Genomic DNA, 20324 nt, shown 5'->3' with positions numbered 1-20324 from the left:
GCGTCGGCTCCGGCCGCCGAGGCCAAGCCGTCCATCGCGCCCAAGGGCCTGGCCATGAAGTCCGGCCTCAAGCGTCCCGGCCCGAAGGCCCCGGGTACCGCCGCTCCGGCCGCCGCTGCGGCTCCGGAAGCGCCTGCGGCTCCGGTGGATTCGGCTCCGGCCGAGGCCGCTCCGGCCCCGGCCGCCGAGCCCGCCGCTGCGGCCGCGACGGAGGGCAATGGCACCTCGGAGGGCAATGGCGCGGCCAAGCCGCCGGCCGCCAAGCCTGGTGGCCTCGGCTTCAAGTCGGGCATGAAGGCGCCGGGCCGGAAGAACTAGGCACCGGCCCGAAACAGCGGGCAGCCGAACCTGATTGACGAAGGCGGCGCTACCGACCCGGTAGCGCCGCCTTCGTCGTTCTCGCCGCGTACCAGCCCGTTCGCGCCGATTCGGCGGGCGCTGCGGCGGCAATTCACGGGCCATTCGCAGCCCGTTGGCTAATCTCAGGCAACATGACGGGCCGGAGTTCGCCATACTGCAAGGTATGACGGATGCGCGGGCGGTGCGGGTCGAGATCGGGGTGGAGTCTCTGGACGGGGTCCGGATCGCCGAACAGGCGGGGGCCGCACGGGTGGAATTGTGTACCGGGCTGACGGTCGGGGGACTCACGCCCGGGCCGGCGCTCATCGAGGCGGCGGTCGAGGCGGCGGGGCACACCCAGGTACACGTGCTGATCCGGCCGCGACCGGGCGACTTCCGCTACTCGGCCGACGAGGTGGCGCTGATGCACACCGATATCGAGCGGGTGCGGGCGGCGGGTGCGCACGGGGTGGTGATCGGCGTCCTCGACGAGGACGGCCATGTCGATCCGGCCGCCAATACCGAGCTGCTGGCCGCCGCGGACGAGCTGGAGGTCACCTTCCACCGCGCGTTCGACGTGTGCGCGGATCCGTATGCGGGTTTCGACCAATTACTGGAGCTGGGCTTCACCCGGTTGCTCACCTCGGGCCGCCAGGAGTCGGTGCTCGACGGCGCAGCCCTGATCGGCCGGCTGGTGACGCTGGCCGACGGCCGCATCGACGTGATGGCCTGTGGTGGCCTGCGGGCCGACAATGCCCGCCGGGTGATCGAGCTGACCGGAACCCGCGATCTGCATGCGGCCGTGCGCATTCCGGTGCCCGGCCGCCCGCAGTCCGACTCCGAGGTCTCCTTCGCCGAATTCGGAGTGCCCAGTGGCTTCGATCATTTCGCCACGGACGCCGACGGCGTATCGGCGCTCTGCGAGGCGGCGCGGAACACACACTGACGGTCGCCGCCCGGAATCAGGGCCGGGAGTGCCGTCCGCCACGCGGCGGCTCGGGCGGCCACCCCTGATCATCGGAGAAGCCCTGATCCTGCTGCCACCCCTGATCCTGCTGCCGGGCCTGGCCCCGCGTACCCGAATCCGACCACGGCTCGCTCGGATTGAACCACGACGAGGTCGTGTACCGCCGCTCCTCCGGCGGATTCGGATTCGGATTCGGCTGCACCACACCGGTTCTCGGTACCGTCGGCGACTCACTCCCGCCGGAAACACCGGGCTGGGCGCCGGTTCGCGCCACGGGCTGTTCCCCGGTCCATGAATCCCGCTGTTGCGCACCGGTTCTCGGCACGGCCTGTTGCTCCCCGCTGTGCGGTCCGCTCGGCTGAGCACCTCGGCGCACCACCGGTTGCGAACCCGAGGGGTACTCGCCGGTGCGCGGATCACCGGCGCGACGCATCGCGGGCTGGGATCCGGTGCGCGGCCCACCCGTGCGGCGCGGCGTATTCCGTTGCGCCCCCGCACTTCGCGTCCGCTTGGCGCCCGCACCCGCGCGCACCTCGGCCGGCTTGGCGCCCAGCGGCCGGGCCAGCAGCACCGCGATGGCGGTGGTGAGCGGCACCGACAGGGCCAGCGCGATGCCGCCGACCGCCGACCGCGCGATCTCGATGCCCACCGCGTCGCCGGTCAGCACGTCCCGTATGGGCCGCCCGGCCACGCTGAACAGCAGCAGCAGCGGCAGCGCCCCACCGGCGTAGGCGAGCACCAGGGTGTAGACGGTACTGGCGATATGGTCCCGGCCGACCCGCATGGCCGCGGAGAAGATGCTGCGACGGTTGGCCTTCTGGTCCAGCGCCGCCAGCTCGAAGGCAGCGGAGGCCTGGGTGATGGTGACATCGTTGAGCACACCGAGCGAGCCGATGATGAATCCGGCCAGCAGCAGCCCGGTAATGCTCACGTGCTGGATATAGGCGGCGACATTGGTGTTCTGCTCTTCGGACAACCCGGTGAGGTGGGTGGCCTCCAACGACACCCAGGACAGCACCGCCGCCAGCACCATCGAGGTCAGCGTCCCCAGCAATGCCGAACTGGTGCGCAGATTCACCCCGTGCGCCAGATACAACACGGAGTAGAGGATCACCGCCCCCGCGACCAGCGCCACCGGTATCGCCGGTTTCCCGTCCAGCAGCGCCGGCAGCAGGAACATCACCAGCACCCCGAACGCAATGACGAGCCCGATCAATGCCCGCAACCCCCGCCACCGCGCCACCGCGATAATGACCACCGCGAAAACGATCCCGATGATGCTCAACGGCAACCCACGCGCGAAATCATCGAACGAGTACAGCGTCGCCCCGCCCGGATCCTGCGGCGTCTTCGGCGCCGCCTGCGGCACAATCCGAATCTTGTCCCCCACCCGCAAATTCGGCTGATCCGGCGTAGGCGAATTGACGAAGACCGTCCAACTCCCCTTGTCCGCCCCCGAATCGATCGAGATCACACTCCGCGCACACTGCCGCTGAGCCGCCGCGAGCAACTCCGGCTCAACAGTGAAAACCTTCCCGTTCGACACATCCCCACAGGGCCCGAGATCCTGCTTGACCACGGTCCCCGCCTCGGAGTGCACCGCACCCCCGCCCCCGTTCTGCATGGGCAACGGAATATCGATGTGCTGAGAACTGGGCCAAAGCCAAACCAGCCCGACAACCACCGCCACCCCGATCACCGCCAATAGCCCGACGACAACGCGTGCAGCATTAGTCCCGATAGCAATAGGCCCGGAGTGGTCGTGATGGTGATGATGAGAGTGCTGGTGATCGCTCACCCGAGGAGCCTAAACGAAAACCATTCCTGACATGCTGAGAGGTACTCCCCGCCCATCAGACGAAGGTTCTTCCCGATTCCCAAGGCGACAACTGATTTCGCAACGTTCGGGGTAACTCACCGGGTACCCCCGAAATCATCTCGGCTCCCAACGCAGGCACGGACGCGAACCCGACAAAGGCTTCAAGCCGTCCGCTAAAGGCCCGGGGAGACGGGGGAGAGTGTGGGAGGGGCGGCGGAGAGCAGGGGGATGTCTCCGCCGCCCGGGTCAGCGGCCCAGGGGGGGTAGGCCGGCTAACCAGGGCCGGACGGCCCAGGGGGGGTAGGCGGTCCGGCCGGGCACCTGAGTGCCGAGGACCACTGTACACAAAAGACGGTTCTTTGCGCTAGCTAAGTCTCTAAAAACCCAACTTTTTCGTACCAGCGGTTTGTTTTAGCCAGGGTCTCACCCGCGCCATCCACCCCGAGCAGGGGTGTCCACAGGCGGACAAGATCGAATAACCGCAGGTCGGACCGGGTATTCGCGAAGGCGCGCCGGTACCCCAGCGTACCCCGCGCGTACCCGGTGATCGAGAATTTCCGGCTGGAATTACTGGCGATAGCTCCCGAGGAAGTTCCCGAATCGCTCGATGGCGACCGAGAGGTCCCGCGCCCACGGCAGCGTGACGATGCGCAGGTGGTCGTGGTGCGGCCAGTTGAACCCGGTCCCCTGCACCATCAGGATCTTCTCCTGCAGCAGCAGATCCAGCACCAGCTTCGAATCGTCGTGGATCTCATGGACTTCCGGGTCCAGCCGCGGGAACGCGTACAGCGCGCCGGTGGGCTTCACGCACGAGACGCCCGGAATGGTATTGAGCTTCTCCCAGGCCACATCCCGCTGCTCGAGCAGCCGCCCGCCCGGCAGCACCAGGTCGTCGATGCTCTGATGTCCGCCCAGCGCCACCTGAATGGCATGCTGCGCTGGCACATTCGGGCACAGCCGGGTGGAGGCCAGCAGGTCGATGCCCTCCAGGAAGCCGCCCGCGTGATCCTTGGGACCGGTGATGACCAGCCAGCCCGAGCGGTAGCCCGCCACCCGGTACGCCTTGGACAGGCCGTTGAAGGTGAGGCACAGCAGGTCCGGGGCGAGCGTCGCCAGCGAGATGTGCTTGGCGCCGTCGTAGAGGATCTTGTCGTAGATCTCGTCGGCCAGCAGCAGCAGCTGATGCTTGCGGGCCAGGTCCACCACCTGCTGCAGCACCTCGGCGGAGTACACCGCGCCGGTGGGGTTGTTGGGGTTGATCACGACGATCGCCTTGGTCTTGTCCGTGATCTTGGATTCCATGTCGGCGATGTCCGGCTGCCAGTCATTGGACTCGTCGCACAGGTAGTGCACCGGGGTGCCGCCCGCGAGCGAGGTCATGGCCGTCCACAGCGGATAGTCCGGCGCGGGGATGAGCACCTCGTCGCCATTGTCGAGCAGCGCCTGCATGACGATGGTGATCAGCTCGGAGACGCCGTTGCCCAGGTAGACGTCGTCCACATCGAATTCCGGGAAGCCGGGCACCAATTCGTAGCGGGTGAAGATGGCCCGCCGCGCCGGCAGGATGCCCTTGGACTCCGAGTAGCCCTGCGCGTAGGGCAGCGCCGCGATGATGTCGCGCATGATGACGTCGGGCGCGTCGAATCCGAACGGCGCGGGATTGCCGATGTTCAGCTTCAGAATCCGGTGCCCCTCGGCCTCCAACCGTGCCGCGTGCGCGTGTACCGGACCCCGGATCTCGTAGAGCACGTTCTGGAGTTTGGTGGACTGTTCCAGGACGCGGGGGGACCGATGCGGAAGGTGACTCGATGGGCTCACCCCGTTAATGGTGCCATTCGCCCGCAACCAGGTTTCTTCGTGTCCAGCACACGGCTACCGGACGGTAGCGGGGCGGCTACCTCGAGGTATCGGGCGGCAGCACGCTGCGGGCGGCGGTGGAGCCGCAGAAGTCCTCGATCCGCTCGTCCAGGTCCTGTGCTTCACCGGCGTCCCGGAACTCCGGGCCGGCCAGCCGCTGGCGCACCGCGCTGAGCCGTTCCTCCAACTGCGCGATCCGCTTGTCCTCGTCCAGTTCCAGCACCGGCTCCAGCGCGGCGGCGGCGCCGTCGAGGCTGCCGTTGATCAGGTGGGCGGCCGCATTGTCCACCCGGGCCAGCGACTCCGCGCCGTAGGAGCGCTTGTCGGTCGGGCCGTTCACGTACAGGTCGATGGCCCGGCTGGTGGCGTCCAGGGCGGGCTCGGCCTGGCCCAGATGGATATAGGTGGCGCCGGCGTAGTAGTGACTCTTGGGCTGGTTGAACCCGAACACGCCGCCGACCTCGTCGTGCAGGTTGTCGCTGGATTCGCTGTCGCGGGCGTCATCGGCGGCACGGATGCAGCGCTCGGTGTCGGCGGTGCTGCCCAGCCGCGACCAGATGCGGGCCTCGATGTTCAGCAGCCGCACCCGCGAGGTCGCGGATTCGGCGTAGCGCTGGCCGCTCTGGGCCAGCAGGACCGCGCGGCGCGGCCGCTCGGACCGGTACTCGATGAGCGCCTGCATGCCGCGGGTCCAGGCGCGCAGCGGATCGTGCTCGCACAGTTCGGCGTAAGCCCAAGCGGCCCTTGCCTGTTCACCGGCCGCGTCGAAATAGCCCAGATCCGTACTGGCATTCGCCAGCAGACCGGACAGGGTGCCCGCCAAGAGGTACAGGTGCGCCGTATCGGACGGACGCTGATGGCCTTCCAGCAACCGGTACACCCGACGCCGCACCCGCAGCATCTCCACCATCATCGGCACCGGCGGCATGTGTACGTAATCGTTGGCGATGCGCGTGACATCCGCATCGAGCTGTTCCAGCAGGGTCGCACCCACATTGGTGCCCTCGGCCCTCCCCGCGTGCTCGCTTGCTTCGTGAGCAGCCGCCATGATCAGATCCCTCTCCGAAATCGCCGCTAACGCATCGCCCCTCATCGCACCCGTATCGACGAGTGCCAGCAGTTCCGCGTCGCTGGAATAACTGGCCTGCGCCGGCATCCCGCTCCGAAACTCGGAACCGCCTTGGCGCACATCGAAACCGGGAACGGCGGGGCGGTCGATCAAGGGCTGGTCGATCAAGGCCGCGAACCGTGCCCGCACAACATCGTCGGACCTGGCAAGGGAAGTATCGAGGGCGGCCTGATTGATGGGGCGGGGATGCACCCGATCGCCCCCGGCCTCCCATTTCGAGACCAGTCGTTCGTGCACACCCAGGTGGGCGGCGAACTCCCGGATACTCATGCGCTTGGCATCGCGGAGGGCCCGGGCCTCTTTGCCTGACCAGTGCCGGACCACGGTGCCATCCCTTCCGAACGAACTCCGAACTCCAGGGTACGAGCGGAAAGTGGCCGCGACCACATCCGAAACCTTCTCGGTACCAGGCGTTATACGCACCGGTAATAGTGGCGGCGGAAAGGCAGCGGAAGGCGGGTGTGCGGGCGTTCTCACCGTGGCTCCGGCGCGCGACCCTGGTGACCGGGGGAAGGAGGCGGGGACGTGAACGCGGACAGGCTCAGAACAGTCGAGGACTGGGTTTCGTACTACCGGCACGAGTTCGCGCTGCCGGTCATCGAACGCGGCGGATTCGTCATGCTTCCCGTCAGCGCGCAGATCGGGGTGCTGCACCTACCGGTCGCGCGAGCCGAAATGGTGCGCGGCGCACTGCAACAGCAGCGCTGCGGCGGGCCCATGCTGGCCCGGCAGATTCGCTGGAGCTTTCTGGCCGAACCGGATTCGCGGCCCGGCGACCAGATCATGATGGCGCTCAACCGGCTCGATATCGGCATTCCGGCCATCGGCAGCGCGGTCATGCTCCCCACCGGCCTCGGCCGCTGGACGCGCGAGGGCTGCCACTGGGTGACGCCACCCGCACGTGATTCCACACTCCCACCCCTGTCGGCGATCATCACGACAGCTCTGGCGGTGGGAGCGGAAAGCGAGGACTGAACGCAGCCGGTCCTCGCACCACCGAGTCCGCCCCTCCTGGCAGTCGACGGGGCGGACTCGGTTCTTTTCGACTCTCGAAACTCTGAGGGGCTTCGCCCCCAAACCCCCAGGGAGAAGGGTACTTGGGGGCTGCGCCACCAAACCCCACTGGCGGCTGCCAGGCTCGTTCCCGGCCCTGGTCGCGGCTGCGAACAGTTGATAAGTCTGGCCCACAACGGCTTTCGGGCTCGACGGGGAGCGTCAGCGCGCTTGCTGGGGCGGAGCGGGTGGGAAGAGCGGGGGGAGAGTGGGGACGACCACGGGTGGGAGGCCCGGGATGATCGTGATGGTGTTCGGGCCGGGCGTGGTGGTGGGGGCCTCGGTGGTGGTTGTGGTGTAGGTGTGAGGCTGAGGTGCGGCCAGGGACTCGTTGGTGGCGTCGGTGGTGGTGGGCGATGCGGCCCCGGGTTCGGTGGAGGGGCGGGTGGTGCTGGCCGGGACCGAGCTGGTGACGGCGTCCTGGCGCTGCGAATCATGGGTCAGGACTTGGGATCCCCAGCCGAGGGTGATACCGATGGCGGCCACCACGACGAGCGCGCCGACGGCGACGCCGGCCAGGCTGACCTCACGGCGGCGGCCGAATTTCTCCGCCGCACCCGGGCGAGCCGGCCAGGACTGGCTGGGCTCCGGGGGTGTGGGTACGGCGTCCTCGCGCGGGGCGGCGGGGAAGGGCGCGGGTGCGGGCCGGTGCAGGACCGGGCGGGCCAGCATGGCCGCGCCGCGGGTGACCACGGTGTCGGGGGCGGCCGGGACGATGACGGGGACGCCCAGCCAGCGTCGCAAAACCTTTGCCACCAGCGGAATCTGGGCGCAGCCGCCGAGCAGGGCGACCGCCTGCACCGGCTGCTCGGAGCGCAGGATGACATCGCGCGTCATGCGGGCGGAGGATTCGACGGCCAGCATGATGAGGGCCTCGAAGTTCTCCTGCGACAGCAGCACCAGGCCCTCGGTGGAGGGCAGCGCCACGGCGCTGCTGCTGGAGAGCTGCTCCTTGGCCTCGCGGCAGAGCTTGTCGAGCGCGATGAGCCCGGTGTGGTCCGGCGGATGAGCGATTCGCCCGGAGGCGATCTGCTGTTCGCGGATCAGCGCGTCGAGATAGTCGCCGCTGATATCGCTGGTGCGTTCGTTGAAGCAGACCTGCCGGGTGCCGGTATCGACGACCGTCACCGACAACCCGGACGCGCCTAGGTCATAGAGCGCGACGGTGCCGAAACCCTGCAGCTCCCCGGAGTATTCGAGGAATTCCAGCGCCGCCACCACGTCGGGCACCAGCTCGTAATTGGTGAACTGCCGCCGCGCCAGCTCGGCCCGGATGGCCCGCGCGTGATTCTCGTCCCGGTAGGCGATGGCGGTGGCGCTGATCCGCGAATCCGCGGCGAGCACCGCCCCGACGGCGTCGGCGACCAGCTCGTCGACCCGGCGCTCGCCGACCGGCACCGCCTGCACGTCGAACGCGTCCGGCGGGCCGTCGAATCCGCTGCGGGCCCGGGCGTATCGCTGCTGTGGGGGCGCGCCGAAATTGCGTGCGGCCGATTCGGCGGAATCGCCGGTGAACGGACGTGCGACGCGAACCGCGCCCGCCCCCACCGAAACTCCCAGAACCGAACTCATCCGCTGCCCATCTCGTCGACACACACCCGTCGTCGCCACCTTACGACGTACCGGGCCATCCGTACACCCGCGGTACCCGCCCATCGGACGGCGTATTCGCGCCACGGACGACGGTCAACTGTCCAGGCAGCGGCCGAATTACGCCGCGCGCCGGGTCGAAACCGCTACCCCGTAGTGCAACTCACTTGGACACGGGAAAATTCAGATAGGCCCGCGACGGCGTCGGCCCCCGCTGACCCTGATATTTCGAGCCCGCCGCGGCACTGCCGTACGGGTGCTCGGCCGGACTGGTGAGCCGGATAAGACACAGCTGCCCGATTTTCATACCGGGCCACAGGGTGATCGGCAGGTTCGCCACATTCGACAGTTCCAGCGTGATGTGCCCGCTGAATCCGGGGTCGATGAAGCCCGCGGTGGAGTGGGTAAGCAGGCCCAGCCGACCCAAGCTGGACTTGCCCTCCAGCCGGCCGGCCAGATCGTCGGGCAGCGAGCACACCTCGAGCGTGGAGCCGAGCACGAATTCACCGGGATGCAGCACGAACGGCTCCCCCTCGACAGGTTCCACCAGGGTGGTCAGCTCGTCCTGCCGCTGCGCCGGATCGATATGCGTGTAGCGGGTGTTGTTGAACACCCGGAAGAGACTGTCCAGCCGCACATCGATACTCGACGGCTGCACCAGCTTCTCGTCGAACGGCTCGACCCCGAGACGTCCATTGGCGATTTCCTTACGGATGTCGCGATCACTAAGCAGCACTGTGCCATTTTGCCCTCCGCTTCGCTCCGGGCGGATCGCGGCCCCCCAGGTCTCGTTCTTCCCGCCCTCCGCTCCTCCGCTGCGCGCAGTCGCTCCGCTCGCTCCAGAACGAGACGGGCCGCGATCTTTCAGTGCTCTACCGGCGGGTTTTCCGGCGTGAACACCTTGATGACCTGTTTCGGTTTACGCAGACCCCAGGTGGCGTGGGCCTCGGCGCGCATACGGGGGACCATGTGCGGGTAATGCAGTTCGAATGCGGGGCGCTCGGAGCGGATGCGCGGCAGTTCGTAGAAGTTGTGCCGGGGCGGCGGGCAGGTGGTTGCCCATTCCAGGGAATTGCCGTAACCCCAGGGGTCGTCGACGGTCACCACTTCGCCGTAGCGGTAGCTCTTGAAGACATTCCACACGAACGTGACCATCGAGAATCCGAGAATGAACGAGCCGATGGTGGAAATGGTGTTGAGCGTGGTGAATCCGTCGCTCGGCAGGTAATCCGCGTAGCGGCGCGGCATGCCCTGGTTACCCAGCCAGTGCTGCACCAGGAACGTGGTGTGGAAACCCAGGAACGTGGTCCAGAAATGCAGTTTCCCGAGCCGTTCGTCCAGCAGCCGCCCGGTCATCTTGGGGAACCAGAAGTAGATGCCGGCGAAAGTGGCGAACACGATGGTGCCGAACAGCACGTAATGGAAGTGCGCCACAACGAAATACGTGTCCGAGACGTGGAAGTCCAGCGGCGGCGAGGCCAGGATGACGCCCGAGAGCCCGCCGAAGAGGAATGTCACCAGGAAGCCCACCGAGAACAGCATGGGTGTCTCGAAGGTCAGCTGCCCGCGCCACATGGTGCCGACCCAGTTGAAGAACTTCACCCCGGTCGGCACCGCGATGAGGAAGGTCATGAACGAGAAGAACGGCAGCAGTACCGATCCCGTCGCGTACATGTGGTGTGCCCACACCGCGATGGACAGCGCGCCGATGGCCAGCGTCGCGTACACCAGCGTGGTGTAGCCGAACAGCGGTTTGCGGCTGAACACCGGGAAGATCTCGGTCACGATGCCGAAGAACGGCAGCGCCACGATATAGACCTCGGGATGCCCGAAGAACCAGAACAGATGCTGGTAGAGGATGACCCCGCCATTGGCCGAGTCGTAGATGTGCCCGCCCAGGTGCCGATCCACCTCCAGGCCCATGAGCGCCGCGGTGAGGATCGGAAACGCCAGCAGCACAAGCACACTCGTGACCAGGATGTTCCAGGTGAAGATGGGCATGCGCCACATGGTCATGCCGGGGCAGCGCAGGCAGATGACCGTGGTGATCATATTGACCCCGCCCAGGATGGTGCCGACGCCGGACACCGCCACGCCCATGATCCACAGGTCCGCGCCCACGCCCGGCGCGTGTTCGGCCAGGCTGAGCGGGGTGTAGGCGGTCCAGCCGAAGTCCGCCGCGCCGCCCGGCGTGATGAATCCGGCGGTCGCCATGGTGGCCCCGAACAGGTAGAGCCAGTAGCTGAGCGCGTTCAACCGCGGAAAGGCGACATCCGGCGCGCCGATCTGGAGCGGCAGCACCGCATTGGCGAATCCGAAGACGATGGGCGTCGCATAGAACAGCAGCATGATGGTGCCGTGCATGGTGAACAGCTGGTTGAACTGTTCCGGCGTCAGGAACTGCATGCCCGGCCGCGCCAGCTCCGTCCGCATCAGCAGCGCCATCAGGCCGCCGACCAGGAAGAACGCCATGGCCGTGAACAGATACATGTTCCCGAGCATTTTGGGATCGGTGGTGGTGATGGCCTTCCACAGATACGACCCCTGGGGTCCCATCCGCCGTGGAAATGGCCGCACGGGTTCGAGCTCGGGAACTTCACGAGCGGGCACCGCGGTCATACGTCCTCCTCGACCGCCGAGCAGGAGCACCGAGCGCACGCTTCAGCTAACGTTCAGCGCATCCAAACTTCCTGTGGTGGACGGGTTTTCGACCCTGCGGGCCAGTCTACGACCGCCCGTAGGCGGAACCAGCTGCTTCTGCGAAAGAGCTCCGCGATCTTCGGCGCGTCGCCCCCGACACGGGGAACCCGGGGGCCGGACACACCCGCGCTCACCCGACCGCGACCTGCGAGGAGATCCGAGAAGTTGCACCGGGCGAGAAGTGGTCTGATAGAGTCGCGTGCGCAAGCAGGACCGCGCCGGTGTGGTGTAGTGGCAACACGCTACCTTCCCAAGGTCGAATTGCGGGTTCGATTCCCGTCACCGGCTCCACGTGAAAGGCCCCCGTCCATCGGACGGGGGCCTTTCACCTGCCACAGCAGGACTTTCCGCATGTCACCGCACTACTTGACGCACTCCGTGGCGATTCGCTTGGTGGCCTTGCCCGCCTTGATCAGATCCTCGGTGCCGAGGCTGACCTTGGCCGGGTTGGTGCCGTTGGCGCTGTCGATGATCTTCTGGATGCCGCTGTCGGACAGGCCTTCCTGAAGGTAGATACCGGCCACACAGTCCGCGGTCTGCTGACCGAGTTTGCCCTTGTCCTGCAAGGCCTTCGAGATCTGCTCGGCGGTCAGCGCGCTGCCGCCCGGGCTGGTGGTCGCCCCCGCCGAGGTGGCAGGCGCGCCGGACACGCTGGTCGCGGCCGCCGAGGTGGCGGTCACCGCGGGTGCGGTCGTGGTGGCGGGGGTGGCCGATTGCTGGTCATTGCTGCACGCGGACAGCAGCGGCAGCGCCAACAGCGCCACCACGACGACGGATTTCCGCATTTGTGATCCCTCCCGGACGCCGGGCCGATCCCGGTCGATGCTGAGATTGCACACCGGCACCCCGGAGTTGACAAGCGGAGATCGAAAACCGCGGGCCGCCAAGGCCCCCGGCGATCGCGGTGACGATCGCGCTACCGCGGTGACCGCGGCGCTACTGCGCCGACTGCATGCAGGCGGTGACGATCTTGGTGGCCGCGGCCTGCGCCTTGTCCGTGTCGTCCTTGCTCATGCCGGCCGACTCCATGTCCGTCACATTGCCGGACTTGGCGTCGTTCTTGATCATGCGACGCAGTCCGTCCTGCGAAATACCCTGTTCCACGAAGACTTTCGCGGCGCAGTCGGCGAACTTGGCTTCGAGACCACCGGCCTGCAGGGATTTGGACACATCAGCCTGGGTGACATCGGCGGGCTTGTCGCCGCTGCCGCCGCACGCGGCCAGCAGGGGAAGCGCGACGAGCGCGGCGGCCAACAAGGAAATGCGCACTGGTGCCTCTACTCTCGAGGTTCGACGGGAGAACTGCCGCAGGCACCCTCTCACAGATCCATGGCGGCGCGCAGCGCTGTGTCGATTCGCTCGGCCGTTTCGCTGTCGACTTCGGCGATGCGACGCTCCAACCAGCCACGATAGATGCGGCCCAGATTGCCGGCGTGGACCCAGCCGTGGCCCGGAATGGGCACGGCCAGGATGTCCCGGGGATCCCCGGCCTCGACCTCGGCGGCGATCAGCCAGGGGCGCGGCGACTCGTTGATGCCGTCGCTCGAGATGAGGATGATGGTGCGGGTTCGGGTGGTGCCGTGCGGGTGGTAGACCCAGAGTTCACCCCTGCGCACGCAGCTCCTTTTCGGCGGCGAGCTTTTCCGCCTCGTCGGCCGCGGCGAGTTCGACCGGGTCCGGCACCGGGCCGCACCCCAGCCGCACGGCTTCGCGGCGCGCGGCGCGGGAGATCCACGCCGACGGCGACATGCCCGCGCGGGCGGCGGCGTCCTGTGCATAGGACCAGGCCGCCTCGTCCAGCGACAGTGTCACTTTCCGGGTTGCCATACCTTTTATCGTACCGCCGGAGCAGAATTTTCCCGCCTGTTGGCGACACGTCAACGACTGTAGGGTGAGATTCGCAGGGATCAGGACAGGGGAGCGTCGGGCATGACGAAGTTGAACCATCACCGGACCGGCAGCGGCGACCCCCTCGTGCTCGTGCACGGCGTCGGCAGCCGCTGGCAGGTATGGGAGCCGATCATCGGCGCCCTGGCCGAATCCTTCGACGTGATCGCGGTGGACCTGCCCGGATTCGGCGACAGCGCACCGATCGAGCACACCACCGTCTCCACCCTCGCCGACGCCCTGGTCGAATTCCTCGCCGCCGAGGGCATCGAGAATCCCCATCTGGCAGGCAATTCCATGGGCGGCGGCATCGCGCTGGACCTGGCCGCGCGGGGCCTGGCGCGCTCGGTCACCGCCTACTCCCCCATCGCGTTCTGGGACACCGCGGGCCGCGTCTGGTGCCAGCAGGCGCTGGGCCGCGCCAAGCAGCTCTCCAGGGTGCTGCATCCGGCCGTGCCCGCGGTGCTCGGAAACGTCGTCGGCCGTTCCACTTTCCTCGGGCTGGTGTTCGGCAAGCCCTGGGCGATCGACGCCCAGGTGGCCGTGGACACCGTCGAGGGCCTGCTCGGCGCGGCGGGCTTCGATGCCGCGCTGGCCTCCTTCACCGACTTCCGGCTCCCCGACCGCACCGCCCTCGGCGACATCCCCATCACCATCGCCTGGGGCAACCGTGACATTCTGCTCACGTACGCCACGCAGTCCCGGCGCGCCCGCGCGGAACTGCCCGGCGCGCGGCACGTCACCCTGCACGGCAGCGGCCACACGCCCTTCTTCGACGATCCGGCCGACTGTGCACGTCTGCTCCTGGACCAGCTCGGATAAGGAAAGACCGTGAGCCACAACGTTTCCCTCACCTTCGACGGCGACCGGGCGTACGTGGCCCTGGACCGGCCGGACAAGCACAACGGCCTGACCATCGACATGCTGAACGAGCTGGTCCGGGTCGCCGGGATCATCGGGAAGCGCTCCGACATTCGCGCCGTCATCCTGTCCGGCAACGGACCCAGCTTCAGCTCCGGCCTGGATATCGCCAAGGCCATGGGCAACCCGCTGGACGTGGTGCGCAACTTCATCCCGCTGCCCTGGCGCGGCACCAATACCTTCCAGGAGGCCTGCTGGGCCTGGCGGCGACTGCCGCAGCCGGTGATCGCCGTGGTGCACGGGCGCTGCTACGGCGGCGGACTGCAGATCGCGCTGGCCGCCGATTTCCGGTTCGTCACACCGGATTCGGAGTTCGCGGTCATGGAGGCCAAGCACGGGCTGATCCCGGACATGACCGGCGCGGCCACCCTGTCCCGGCTCATCGGCCTCGATCAGGCGCTGCTGCTCACCATGACCGCCGACCCCGTGGACGCCGCCTACGCCGAGCGCATCGGCCTGGTCACCGAGGTCACCGCCGACCCGCGCGCGGCCGCCGAGAAACTGGCCGACCGCATCGCCGCCCGCTCCCCGCAGGCGGTGGCCGGCGCCAAGAAACTGTTCGACCGCTCCTGGCACGCGTCGGTGCGCCGGACCCTGGCCGTGGAACGCGCCACGCAGCTGCCGCTGATCCTGAAGCAGGCGCTCGACCGTGGTAGGAATGGAAAGTAAGCCAATTCACGGCAAATAACTCGGTTTGCAAGCCCCGAATTTCGGGTATGGCTGTTAGCATTTTCACACTTTGCCAACGAGTCGAACGCATTGTGCGGCCCGTCACATACGGTGTGTCCGCGCATTATTCGGCGAGACCCGGAGGAAGCACCGCATTGACCAAGACCGCCCCGCTGCTGCTTTCCGCGATAGCAGGTGCCACGGCCTTGCTCCTTACCGTGACCACGCCGGCTGCAGCCAATCCGAATGCAATCAACCCGATTCCGGTGCTGAACGGCTCGAACGGTCTGCCGCAGCTGCCGGGCCGCACCAAGGCGGTCTTCCAGGTCACCGGAATGGCCAGCCCCAACAACACCCAGACCTACAACGTGCTCGGGACCGACCTGGGCATCATGTGGGACAACGGAAACGGCGAGATGCTCACCGCATTCGGTGACACCGCCGGCCTGGGCCTGCCGAATCTGCTGGTCGGTAGCACCTGGGCGTGGCGTTCGAACATCCTGCTGCGCTCACACACCCAGGACCCTGCGAACGGTATCTACTTCGACTCGGTGGTGCGCGACATCTTCGGCCAGGCGAGGGATCTGATCCCCAGCCCGAAGATCCCGTTCATCGAGATCAGCCGCATCCCCACCGCGGGAGTCTCGGTCGGCGGCACCCAGTTCATGAGCCTGATGTCGGTGAAGAGCTGGGACGACGTGGGCGAGTGGACCACCAACTACTCCAGCCTCGCGGTGTCCGGCGACAACGGCGAGAACTGGGTGGAGCTGCCCGCCACCCGCCGCCCCGACGACGGCGGCAACGCGAACTTCCAGATGAACGCCTTCGTCAAGCGCGACGGGTTCCTCTACGAGTTCGGCACCGCATCCGGCCGCAACCACCCGGCATACGTCGCCCGCGTCCCCGAAGGGGCGGTCACCGATATGGGCGCGTACGAGTACTGGGACGGCGGCAAGTGGCAGAAGGACGTCAATGCGGCGCAGCCGGTGATCGGCGGCGGCATGGCGGAGATGTCGGTGCAGTGGAACGACTACCTGGGCCAGTACGTCATGCTCACCACGGATCCGTGGAACTCGGTGGTCATGTACACCTCGCCGAGTCCCGAAGGCCCTTGGAGCGCACCGTCGGTGCTCATCGACACGCGGGAACTGCCGACGGCGTACGCGCCGTACATCTTCCCGTACCAGACCGGGCGTGACCTGTACTTCCTCACCACGGTCCACAGCCAGTACAACGTGCTGCTGATGCACACCACGCTGTAGAAACTCGATTCTCGGGGAAACCCCGATGCGACACTCGGCCGCGAACGCCTCCGCGTTCGCGGCCGAACTCGTCTCGGCGCACAGCTCATAGACTCGTCCCCATGGATGCCGCCGAATGGGACGAGCACTACGCCAATACCGAATTGGTGTGGGGCGCACCTCCGAATGCCACGGTGGTCGAACAGGTCTTCGGGCTGGAGCGGCGGGCTCCGGTCGGCGGCGGGATCGGCGAGCCGCGGCCGGAGCTGCCGCGGGTGCTGGACCTGGGGTGCGGTGAGGGCCGGAACGCGCTGTGGCTGGCCACCCACGGCTGGCGGGTGGACGCCGTCGACTTCTCCCAGACCGGCATCGACAAGGGCCGGACCGTCGCCTCGCGGCTGTCGCGCTCGGTGCGCGGGCGCATCCACTGGATCCACGCCGATGTCATGCAGCTGGACGGCGCCGGCATCACCGGCCCCTACGAGCTCATCCTGCTCGCCTTCCTGCACCTGCCCGCCGCGGACCGCCGCGCCCTGCTGCTGCGCGCGACCGAGATGCTCTCCCCCGAGGGCACCCTGCTGGTGATCGGCAATGACACCCTGAACCTGGCGGAAGGCTATGGCGGCGAGCAGGATCCGGCCCGGACCTTCACCCCGGCCGACATCCTCGCCGACCTCTCCCCCGCCGAGCCCGATATCCGCATCCGCATCGCCGACCGCGTGCACCGCCCCACCGAGGACCGCGACGCCATCGACGCCCTGGTGGTGGCGACCAGGCTCGCGCCGGAACCCCGGGACGAGCCGCTCGCCCTCGAGGCCCCGCAGCCGCCGGCGCTCGACCCCTCCTGACGGCACCCCGCGCCAGCTGTGGACGGCAATTCCGGTGCGCTGCAGGCCGTGTCGGACAGGCGCGGGCCGCGGTGCGGCGTTCAGCTCGCGGACCAGCGCTCCAGCCACGGCGTGAGCACGGCGACGATCTCCTCGAACCCCGACCGATACGAATGTGCCTGTCCCGCAATGACATGCACCTCGGCCGCGTCGGCGGCCTCCGGGATGCCGAACGGGTCGCGGGCGCCGTTGACCACGACGACCTCGATATCCCCGGGAGCGAGCAGTTCCTCGCGCCGCGACTTCTCGGGCTTGCCGGGCGGATGCAGGGGGAACGACAGCGCGACCACGCCCCGCGCTCCGGCCGCCCGCGCGGTCCGGCACGCCACCCGCGCGCCATTGCTGCGCCCGCCCTGGACCAGCGGCACCCCGCGCACCTTCTTCCGCAGTGCCGCAATGATTTCCAGCCACGCCGCGTCCTGTACGTCGGCCTTGCCCGGCGCGCGCCGCCCCGCCACCCGGTACGGCTGGGTCACCAGCGCCACCGCGCCGCCCATTTCCACCGCCGAATCTCGCAGGGCCAGTATGTCTTTCGCCTCGACGCCGCCGCCGGCGCCATGGGTGAGCACGAGCAGGAACTGCGGCCTCGCCCGCCCGCGCCGCTCGATCTCCACCTCCGCCGGTCCGGCACTCGTCTCGATGCGCATGTAGGCACCGTAATCAGGGGCACGGACCGGGCTCGCGCGGCACACCGGCGGACCGGACCGCCGCCGCCGGACCTCGATCGACCAGGCCGCGACGAGCACGGCAACCCCGGGTCCCGGCAACTCGCGTGCTTTCAGTCACATTCGGCGGTGATGACCTTGGCGCACCTCTTACCGGTCGGTAACATGGCGCATAAGTTACCCGCCAGTAGCGCTGCTTTACGGTGTCTACCCGGTGGAGACCTAACGGGCGGGAACGGCACACACCGAACCGCACCCATCTCAATGGAGAGTGAGTACGACCATGGGTCACTACAAGAGCAACGTTCGCGACCTCGAGTTCAACCTCTTCGAGTTCCTCGGCATCCAGAAGCTGCTCGACGCGGGCGCCTACGGCGACCTCGACGCCGACACCGTCAAGGAGATGCTGAACGAGGTCCGTCGTCTGGCCGAGGGCCCGCTGGCGGATTCGTTCGTCGACGGCGACCGCAACCCGCCGACCTTCGACCCGGAGACCCACACGGTCACCCTCCCCGACTCCTTCAAGAAGTCCTACCGCGCCCTCGAGGACGGCGGCTGGTCCAAGGTTCCGGTCCGCGAGGAGCTCGGTGGCCTCGGCGCCCCGTCCGTCGTCGGCTGGGCCCTGGGCGAGATGGTCCTCGGCGCCAACCCGCCGGCCCAGATGTACGCCGCCGGTGCCGGTTTCGCGCAGGTCTTCTACAACAACGGCACCGATGAGCAGAAGAAGTGGGCTCAGAAGATCGCCGACCGCAACTGGGGCGCCACCATGGTGCTGACCGAGCCCGACGCGGGCTCCGACGTCGGCGCCGGCCGCACCAAGGCGATCCAGCAGGAGGACGGCTCCTGGCACATCGAGGGCGTCAAGCGCTTCATCACCTCGGGCGACTCCGACGACCTGTTCGAGAACATCATGCACCTGGTGCTGGCCCGCCCCGAGGGCGCCGGCCCGGGCACCAAGGGCCTGTCGCTGTTCTACGTGCCGAAGTTCCACTTCGACTTCGACACCGACACCCTGGGTGAGCGCAACGGCGTGTTCGTCACCAATGTCGAGCACAAGATGGGCATCAAGGTCTCGGCCACCTGTGAGGTCACCTTCGGCGGCCACGGCGTTCCGGCCAAGGGCTGGCTGGTGGGCGAGGTCCACAACGGCATCGCGCAGATGTTCGACGTCATCGAGAACGCGCGAATGATGGTGGGCACCAAGGCCATCGCCACCCTGTCGACCGGTTACCTGAACGCGCTCGAGTACGCCAAGACCCGGGTGCAGGGCGCCGACCTGACCCAGATGACCGACAAGGCCGCCCCGCGCGTCACCATCACCCACCACCCGGACGTGCGTCGTTCGCTGGCCATGCAGAAGGCGTACGCCGAGGGCCTGCGCGCCGTGTACCTGTACACCGCCGCGCACCAGAACGCCGACATCGCCGAGCTGGTCTCGGGCGCCGACAAGGACACCGCGTTCCGCGTCAACGACCTGCTGCTGCCGATCGTCAAGGGTGTCGGTTCCGAGCGGGCCTACCAGTACCTGACCGACTCGCTGCAGACCTTCGGTGGCTCCGGCTTCCTGCAGGACTACCCGATCGAGCAGTACATCCGCGACGCCAAGATCGACTCGCTGTACGAGGGCACCACCGCCATCCAGGCGCAGGACTTCTTCTTCCGCAAGATCGCCCGCGACCGCGGCGTGGCGCTGGCCCACGTGGCCGGCCAGGTGCAGAAGTTCATCGAGCGTGAGGGTGGCAACGGCCGCCTGAAGGCCGAGCGCAAGCTGCTGGCCACCGCCCTCGAGGACGTGCAGGGCATGGCCGCCACCCTGACCGGGCACCTGATGGGCGCCCAGCAGGACCCGAAGGAGCTCTACAAGGTCGGTCTGGGCTCGGTCCGCTTCCTGCTGGCCGTCGGCGACCTGATCATCGGCTGGCTGCTGCTGGCCCAGGCCGAGGTCGCCATCAACGCCCTCGACAACGGCTCCAACGAGCCGTTCTACCAGGGCAAGATCGCCACCGCGCAGTTCTTCGCCCGCAACGTGCTGCCGGAGCTGACCTCGATCCGGACCGTCCTGTCCAACCTGGACAACGACATCATGGAGCTGGACGAAGCGGCCTTCTGACGCAGGGTCCCGGGGGCCGTGCCCCCGACCCCCAGTACCAAGCGATGCGGCCCGGAATCTTCCGGGCCGCATCGCTTTCGGCGTTTCTTCGGAAGCGGCCTACCAGTACTCACCCGAGGCGGAGGCGGAGATGGTGCTGATGAAGCCGAGGATGAAGTGAGCCAGCCAGTCCATGGGGTACCCGTCTGTCGTACTGAAAAATGAATGCCTCAGAACGCTATCCACAACCGATGCCGAACGGTTGCCCCGAACTTCCCGGGCATGAACCTCACGGCTGCTCGGTCCACGCGGCATCCGATCCCCGCCGCGAACGGCAGCACACTGGCGGCAACCTCAATGTGGCGGCGATTTTCGAGTTCAGACGTTGGCGAATGCCAGGATCTCCACCGCTCACGACCATCCACCTCAGTTGTCAGAGAATTTTCTGCAACGATGATCGGGGGCAAAAATAGAGCTCCGTGCGGTTGCCGGGTCGGGGGTCTGGCAACAG

Annotated in this window: 17 protein-coding genes, 1 tRNA gene and 2 pseudogenes; 9 read left to right on the top strand and 11 right to left on the bottom strand. The window is 67.6% G+C overall.

What is annotated here, in order from left to right; translation table 11 throughout:
• A pseudogene (locus ACWEQQ_RS34275) lies at positions 1–318 on the top strand (Fe-S oxidoreductase); the annotation flags it as partial.
• A gap of 205 nt (positions 319–523) precedes the next feature.
• Positions 524–1285 (top strand): copper homeostasis protein CutC, encoded by a 762-nt coding sequence (locus ACWEQQ_RS34270; protein WP_452351122.1) that lies wholly within the window; start codon positions 524–526, stop codon positions 1283–1285.
• A gap of 517 nt (positions 1286–1802) precedes the next feature.
• On the opposite strand, the pseudogene ACWEQQ_RS34265 reads toward ACWEQQ_RS34270, so the two are convergent.
• The 3 genes and pseudogenes from ACWEQQ_RS34265 to ACWEQQ_RS34255 form a co-directional block, all read right to left on the bottom strand.
• Positions 1803–3104, bottom strand: a pseudogene (locus ACWEQQ_RS34265) (YibE/F family protein); the annotation flags it as partial.
• A gap of 588 nt (positions 3105–3692) precedes the next feature.
• The gene (locus ACWEQQ_RS34260; RefSeq protein ID WP_452345659.1) at positions 3693–4952 is read right to left on the bottom strand and encodes a pyridoxal phosphate-dependent aminotransferase; all 1260 of its coding nucleotides are present in this window, start codon (positions 4950–4952) and stop codon (positions 3693–3695) included.
• 67 nt (positions 4953–5019) lie between these two features.
• Complete coding sequence (locus tag ACWEQQ_RS34255) at positions 5020–6381, bottom strand: XRE family transcriptional regulator (RefSeq protein ID WP_452345656.1); 1362 nt, start codon at positions 6379–6381, stop codon at positions 5020–5022.
• 255 nt (positions 6382–6636) lie between these two features.
• On the opposite strand from ACWEQQ_RS34255, the gene ACWEQQ_RS34250 reads away from it, so the two are divergent.
• Complete coding sequence (locus ACWEQQ_RS34250; RefSeq protein WP_452351121.1) at positions 6637–7086, top strand: hypothetical protein; 450 nt, start codon at positions 6637–6639, stop codon at positions 7084–7086.
• A gap of 240 nt (positions 7087–7326) precedes the next feature.
• Here ACWEQQ_RS34250 and ACWEQQ_RS34245 read toward each other — a convergent pair whose 3' ends face one another.
• From ACWEQQ_RS34245 to ctaD, 3 genes are all read right to left on the bottom strand, one after another.
• A complete protein-coding gene (locus ACWEQQ_RS34245) occupies positions 7327–8736 on the bottom strand; it encodes an Hsp70 family protein (protein WP_452345654.1) in 1410 nt (469 codons plus the stop codon).
• A gap of 181 nt (positions 8737–8917) precedes the next feature.
• Positions 8918–9490, bottom strand: a complete 573-nt coding sequence (dcd, locus tag ACWEQQ_RS34240; RefSeq protein ID WP_452345653.1) for a dCTP deaminase — start codon at positions 9488–9490, stop codon at positions 8918–8920.
• 128 nt (positions 9491–9618) lie between these two features.
• Positions 9619–11373, bottom strand: a complete 1755-nt coding sequence (gene ctaD / locus ACWEQQ_RS34235; RefSeq protein WP_452351120.1) for an aa3-type cytochrome oxidase subunit I — start codon at positions 11371–11373, stop codon at positions 9619–9621.
• A 298-nt stretch (positions 11374–11671) separates the two neighbouring features.
• On the opposite strand from ctaD, the gene ACWEQQ_RS34230 reads away from it, so the two are divergent.
• Positions 11672–11745: transfer RNA gene (locus tag ACWEQQ_RS34230), tRNA-Gly, on the top strand.
• Between the two features lie 71 nt (positions 11746–11816).
• Here the strand turns inward: ACWEQQ_RS34230 and ACWEQQ_RS34225 are convergent.
• The 4 genes from ACWEQQ_RS34225 to ACWEQQ_RS34210 form a co-directional block, all read right to left on the bottom strand.
• Positions 11817–12239, bottom strand: a complete 423-nt coding sequence (locus ACWEQQ_RS34225) for a hypothetical protein (RefSeq protein WP_452351119.1) — start codon at positions 12237–12239, stop codon at positions 11817–11819.
• Positions 12240–12390: 151 nt separating this feature from the next.
• A complete protein-coding gene (locus ACWEQQ_RS34220) occupies positions 12391–12723 on the bottom strand; it encodes a hypothetical protein (RefSeq protein ID WP_452345650.1) in 333 nt (110 codons plus the stop codon).
• A gap of 50 nt (positions 12724–12773) precedes the next feature.
• Complete coding sequence (locus tag ACWEQQ_RS34215; RefSeq protein WP_364609652.1) at positions 12774–13070, bottom strand: hypothetical protein; 297 nt, start codon at positions 13068–13070, stop codon at positions 12774–12776.
• Positions 13057–13281, bottom strand: coding sequence for a hypothetical protein (locus ACWEQQ_RS34210; RefSeq protein WP_040862373.1), 225 nt, complete (start codon positions 13279–13281; stop codon positions 13057–13059). The genes ACWEQQ_RS34215 and ACWEQQ_RS34210 overlap by 14 nt, the downstream gene beginning before the upstream one ends.
• A 102-nt stretch (positions 13282–13383) precedes the next feature.
• Between ACWEQQ_RS34210 and ACWEQQ_RS34205 the strand changes: the two genes are divergently transcribed.
• The 4 genes from ACWEQQ_RS34205 to ACWEQQ_RS34190 all read left to right on the top strand — a co-directional run bounded on the left by ACWEQQ_RS34205 (position 13384) and on the right by ACWEQQ_RS34190 (position 17020).
• Complete coding sequence (locus ACWEQQ_RS34205) at positions 13384–14163, top strand: alpha/beta fold hydrolase (RefSeq protein WP_452351118.1); 780 nt, start codon at positions 13384–13386, stop codon at positions 14161–14163.
• A gap of 9 nt (positions 14164–14172) precedes the next feature.
• On the top strand, positions 14173–14931 hold the full coding sequence (locus ACWEQQ_RS34200) for a crotonase/enoyl-CoA hydratase family protein (RefSeq protein WP_452351117.1): 759 nt from the start codon (positions 14173–14175) through the stop codon (positions 14929–14931).
• Positions 14932–15086: 155 nt separating this feature from the next.
• Positions 15087–16193, top strand: a complete 1107-nt coding sequence (locus ACWEQQ_RS34195) for a DUF4185 domain-containing protein (protein ID WP_452351116.1) — start codon at positions 15087–15089, stop codon at positions 16191–16193.
• A gap of 101 nt (positions 16194–16294) precedes the next feature.
• Complete coding sequence (locus tag ACWEQQ_RS34190; RefSeq protein WP_452351115.1) at positions 16295–17020, top strand: class I SAM-dependent methyltransferase; 726 nt, start codon at positions 16295–16297, stop codon at positions 17018–17020.
• Between the two features lie 80 nt (positions 17021–17100).
• On the opposite strand, the gene ACWEQQ_RS34185 is transcribed toward ACWEQQ_RS34190, so the two are convergent.
• Positions 17101–17706 (bottom strand): alpha/beta hydrolase family protein, encoded by a 606-nt coding sequence (locus ACWEQQ_RS34185; protein ID WP_452351114.1) that lies wholly within the window; start codon positions 17704–17706, stop codon positions 17101–17103.
• 301 nt (positions 17707–18007) lie between these two features.
• Here ACWEQQ_RS34185 and ACWEQQ_RS34180 point away from each other — a divergent pair, with 301 nt between their 5' ends.
• Complete coding sequence (locus ACWEQQ_RS34180) at positions 18008–19834, top strand: acyl-CoA dehydrogenase (RefSeq protein ID WP_452345658.1); 1827 nt, start codon at positions 18008–18010, stop codon at positions 19832–19834.
• Positions 19835–20324: the final 490 nt, after the last annotated feature.

The sequence above is a fragment of the Nocardia sp. NPDC004123 genome, assembly GCF_053603795.1.
Note: the sequence above shows the minus strand (reverse complement) of the source record. Positions and strands in the feature narration are given on the sequence as shown.

Coding starts and splice junctions, on each gene's coding strand:
- ACWEQQ_RS34270 (WP_452351122.1), top strand. CDS start 524: ATGACGGATGCGCGGGCGGTGCGGGTCGAGATCGGGGTGGAGTCTCTG.
- ACWEQQ_RS34255 (WP_452345656.1), bottom strand. CDS start 6,381: ATGAGTATCCGGGAGTTCGCCGCCCACCTGGGTGTGCACGAACGACTG.
- ACWEQQ_RS34245 (WP_452345654.1), bottom strand. CDS start 8,736: ATGAGTTCGGTTCTGGGAGTTTCGGTGGGGGCGGGCGCGGTTCGCGTC.
- ctaD (WP_452351120.1), bottom strand. CDS start 11,373: ATGACCGCGGTGCCCGCTCGTGAAGTTCCCGAGCTCGAACCCGTGCGG.
- ACWEQQ_RS34225 (WP_452351119.1), bottom strand. CDS start 12,239: ATGCGGAAATCCGTCGTCGTGGTGGCGCTGTTGGCGCTGCCGCTGCTG.
- ACWEQQ_RS34210 (WP_040862373.1), bottom strand. CDS start 13,281: ATGGCAACCCGGAAAGTGACACTGTCGCTGGACGAGGCGGCCTGGTCC.
- ACWEQQ_RS34205 (WP_452351118.1), top strand. CDS start 13,384: ATGACGAAGTTGAACCATCACCGGACCGGCAGCGGCGACCCCCTCGTG.
- ACWEQQ_RS34190 (WP_452351115.1), top strand. CDS start 16,295: ATGGATGCCGCCGAATGGGACGAGCACTACGCCAATACCGAATTGGTG.
- ACWEQQ_RS34185 (WP_452351114.1), bottom strand. CDS start 17,706: ATGCGCATCGAGACGAGTGCCGGACCGGCGGAGGTGGAGATCGAGCGG.
- ACWEQQ_RS34180 (WP_452345658.1), top strand. CDS start 18,008: ATGGGTCACTACAAGAGCAACGTTCGCGACCTCGAGTTCAACCTCTTC.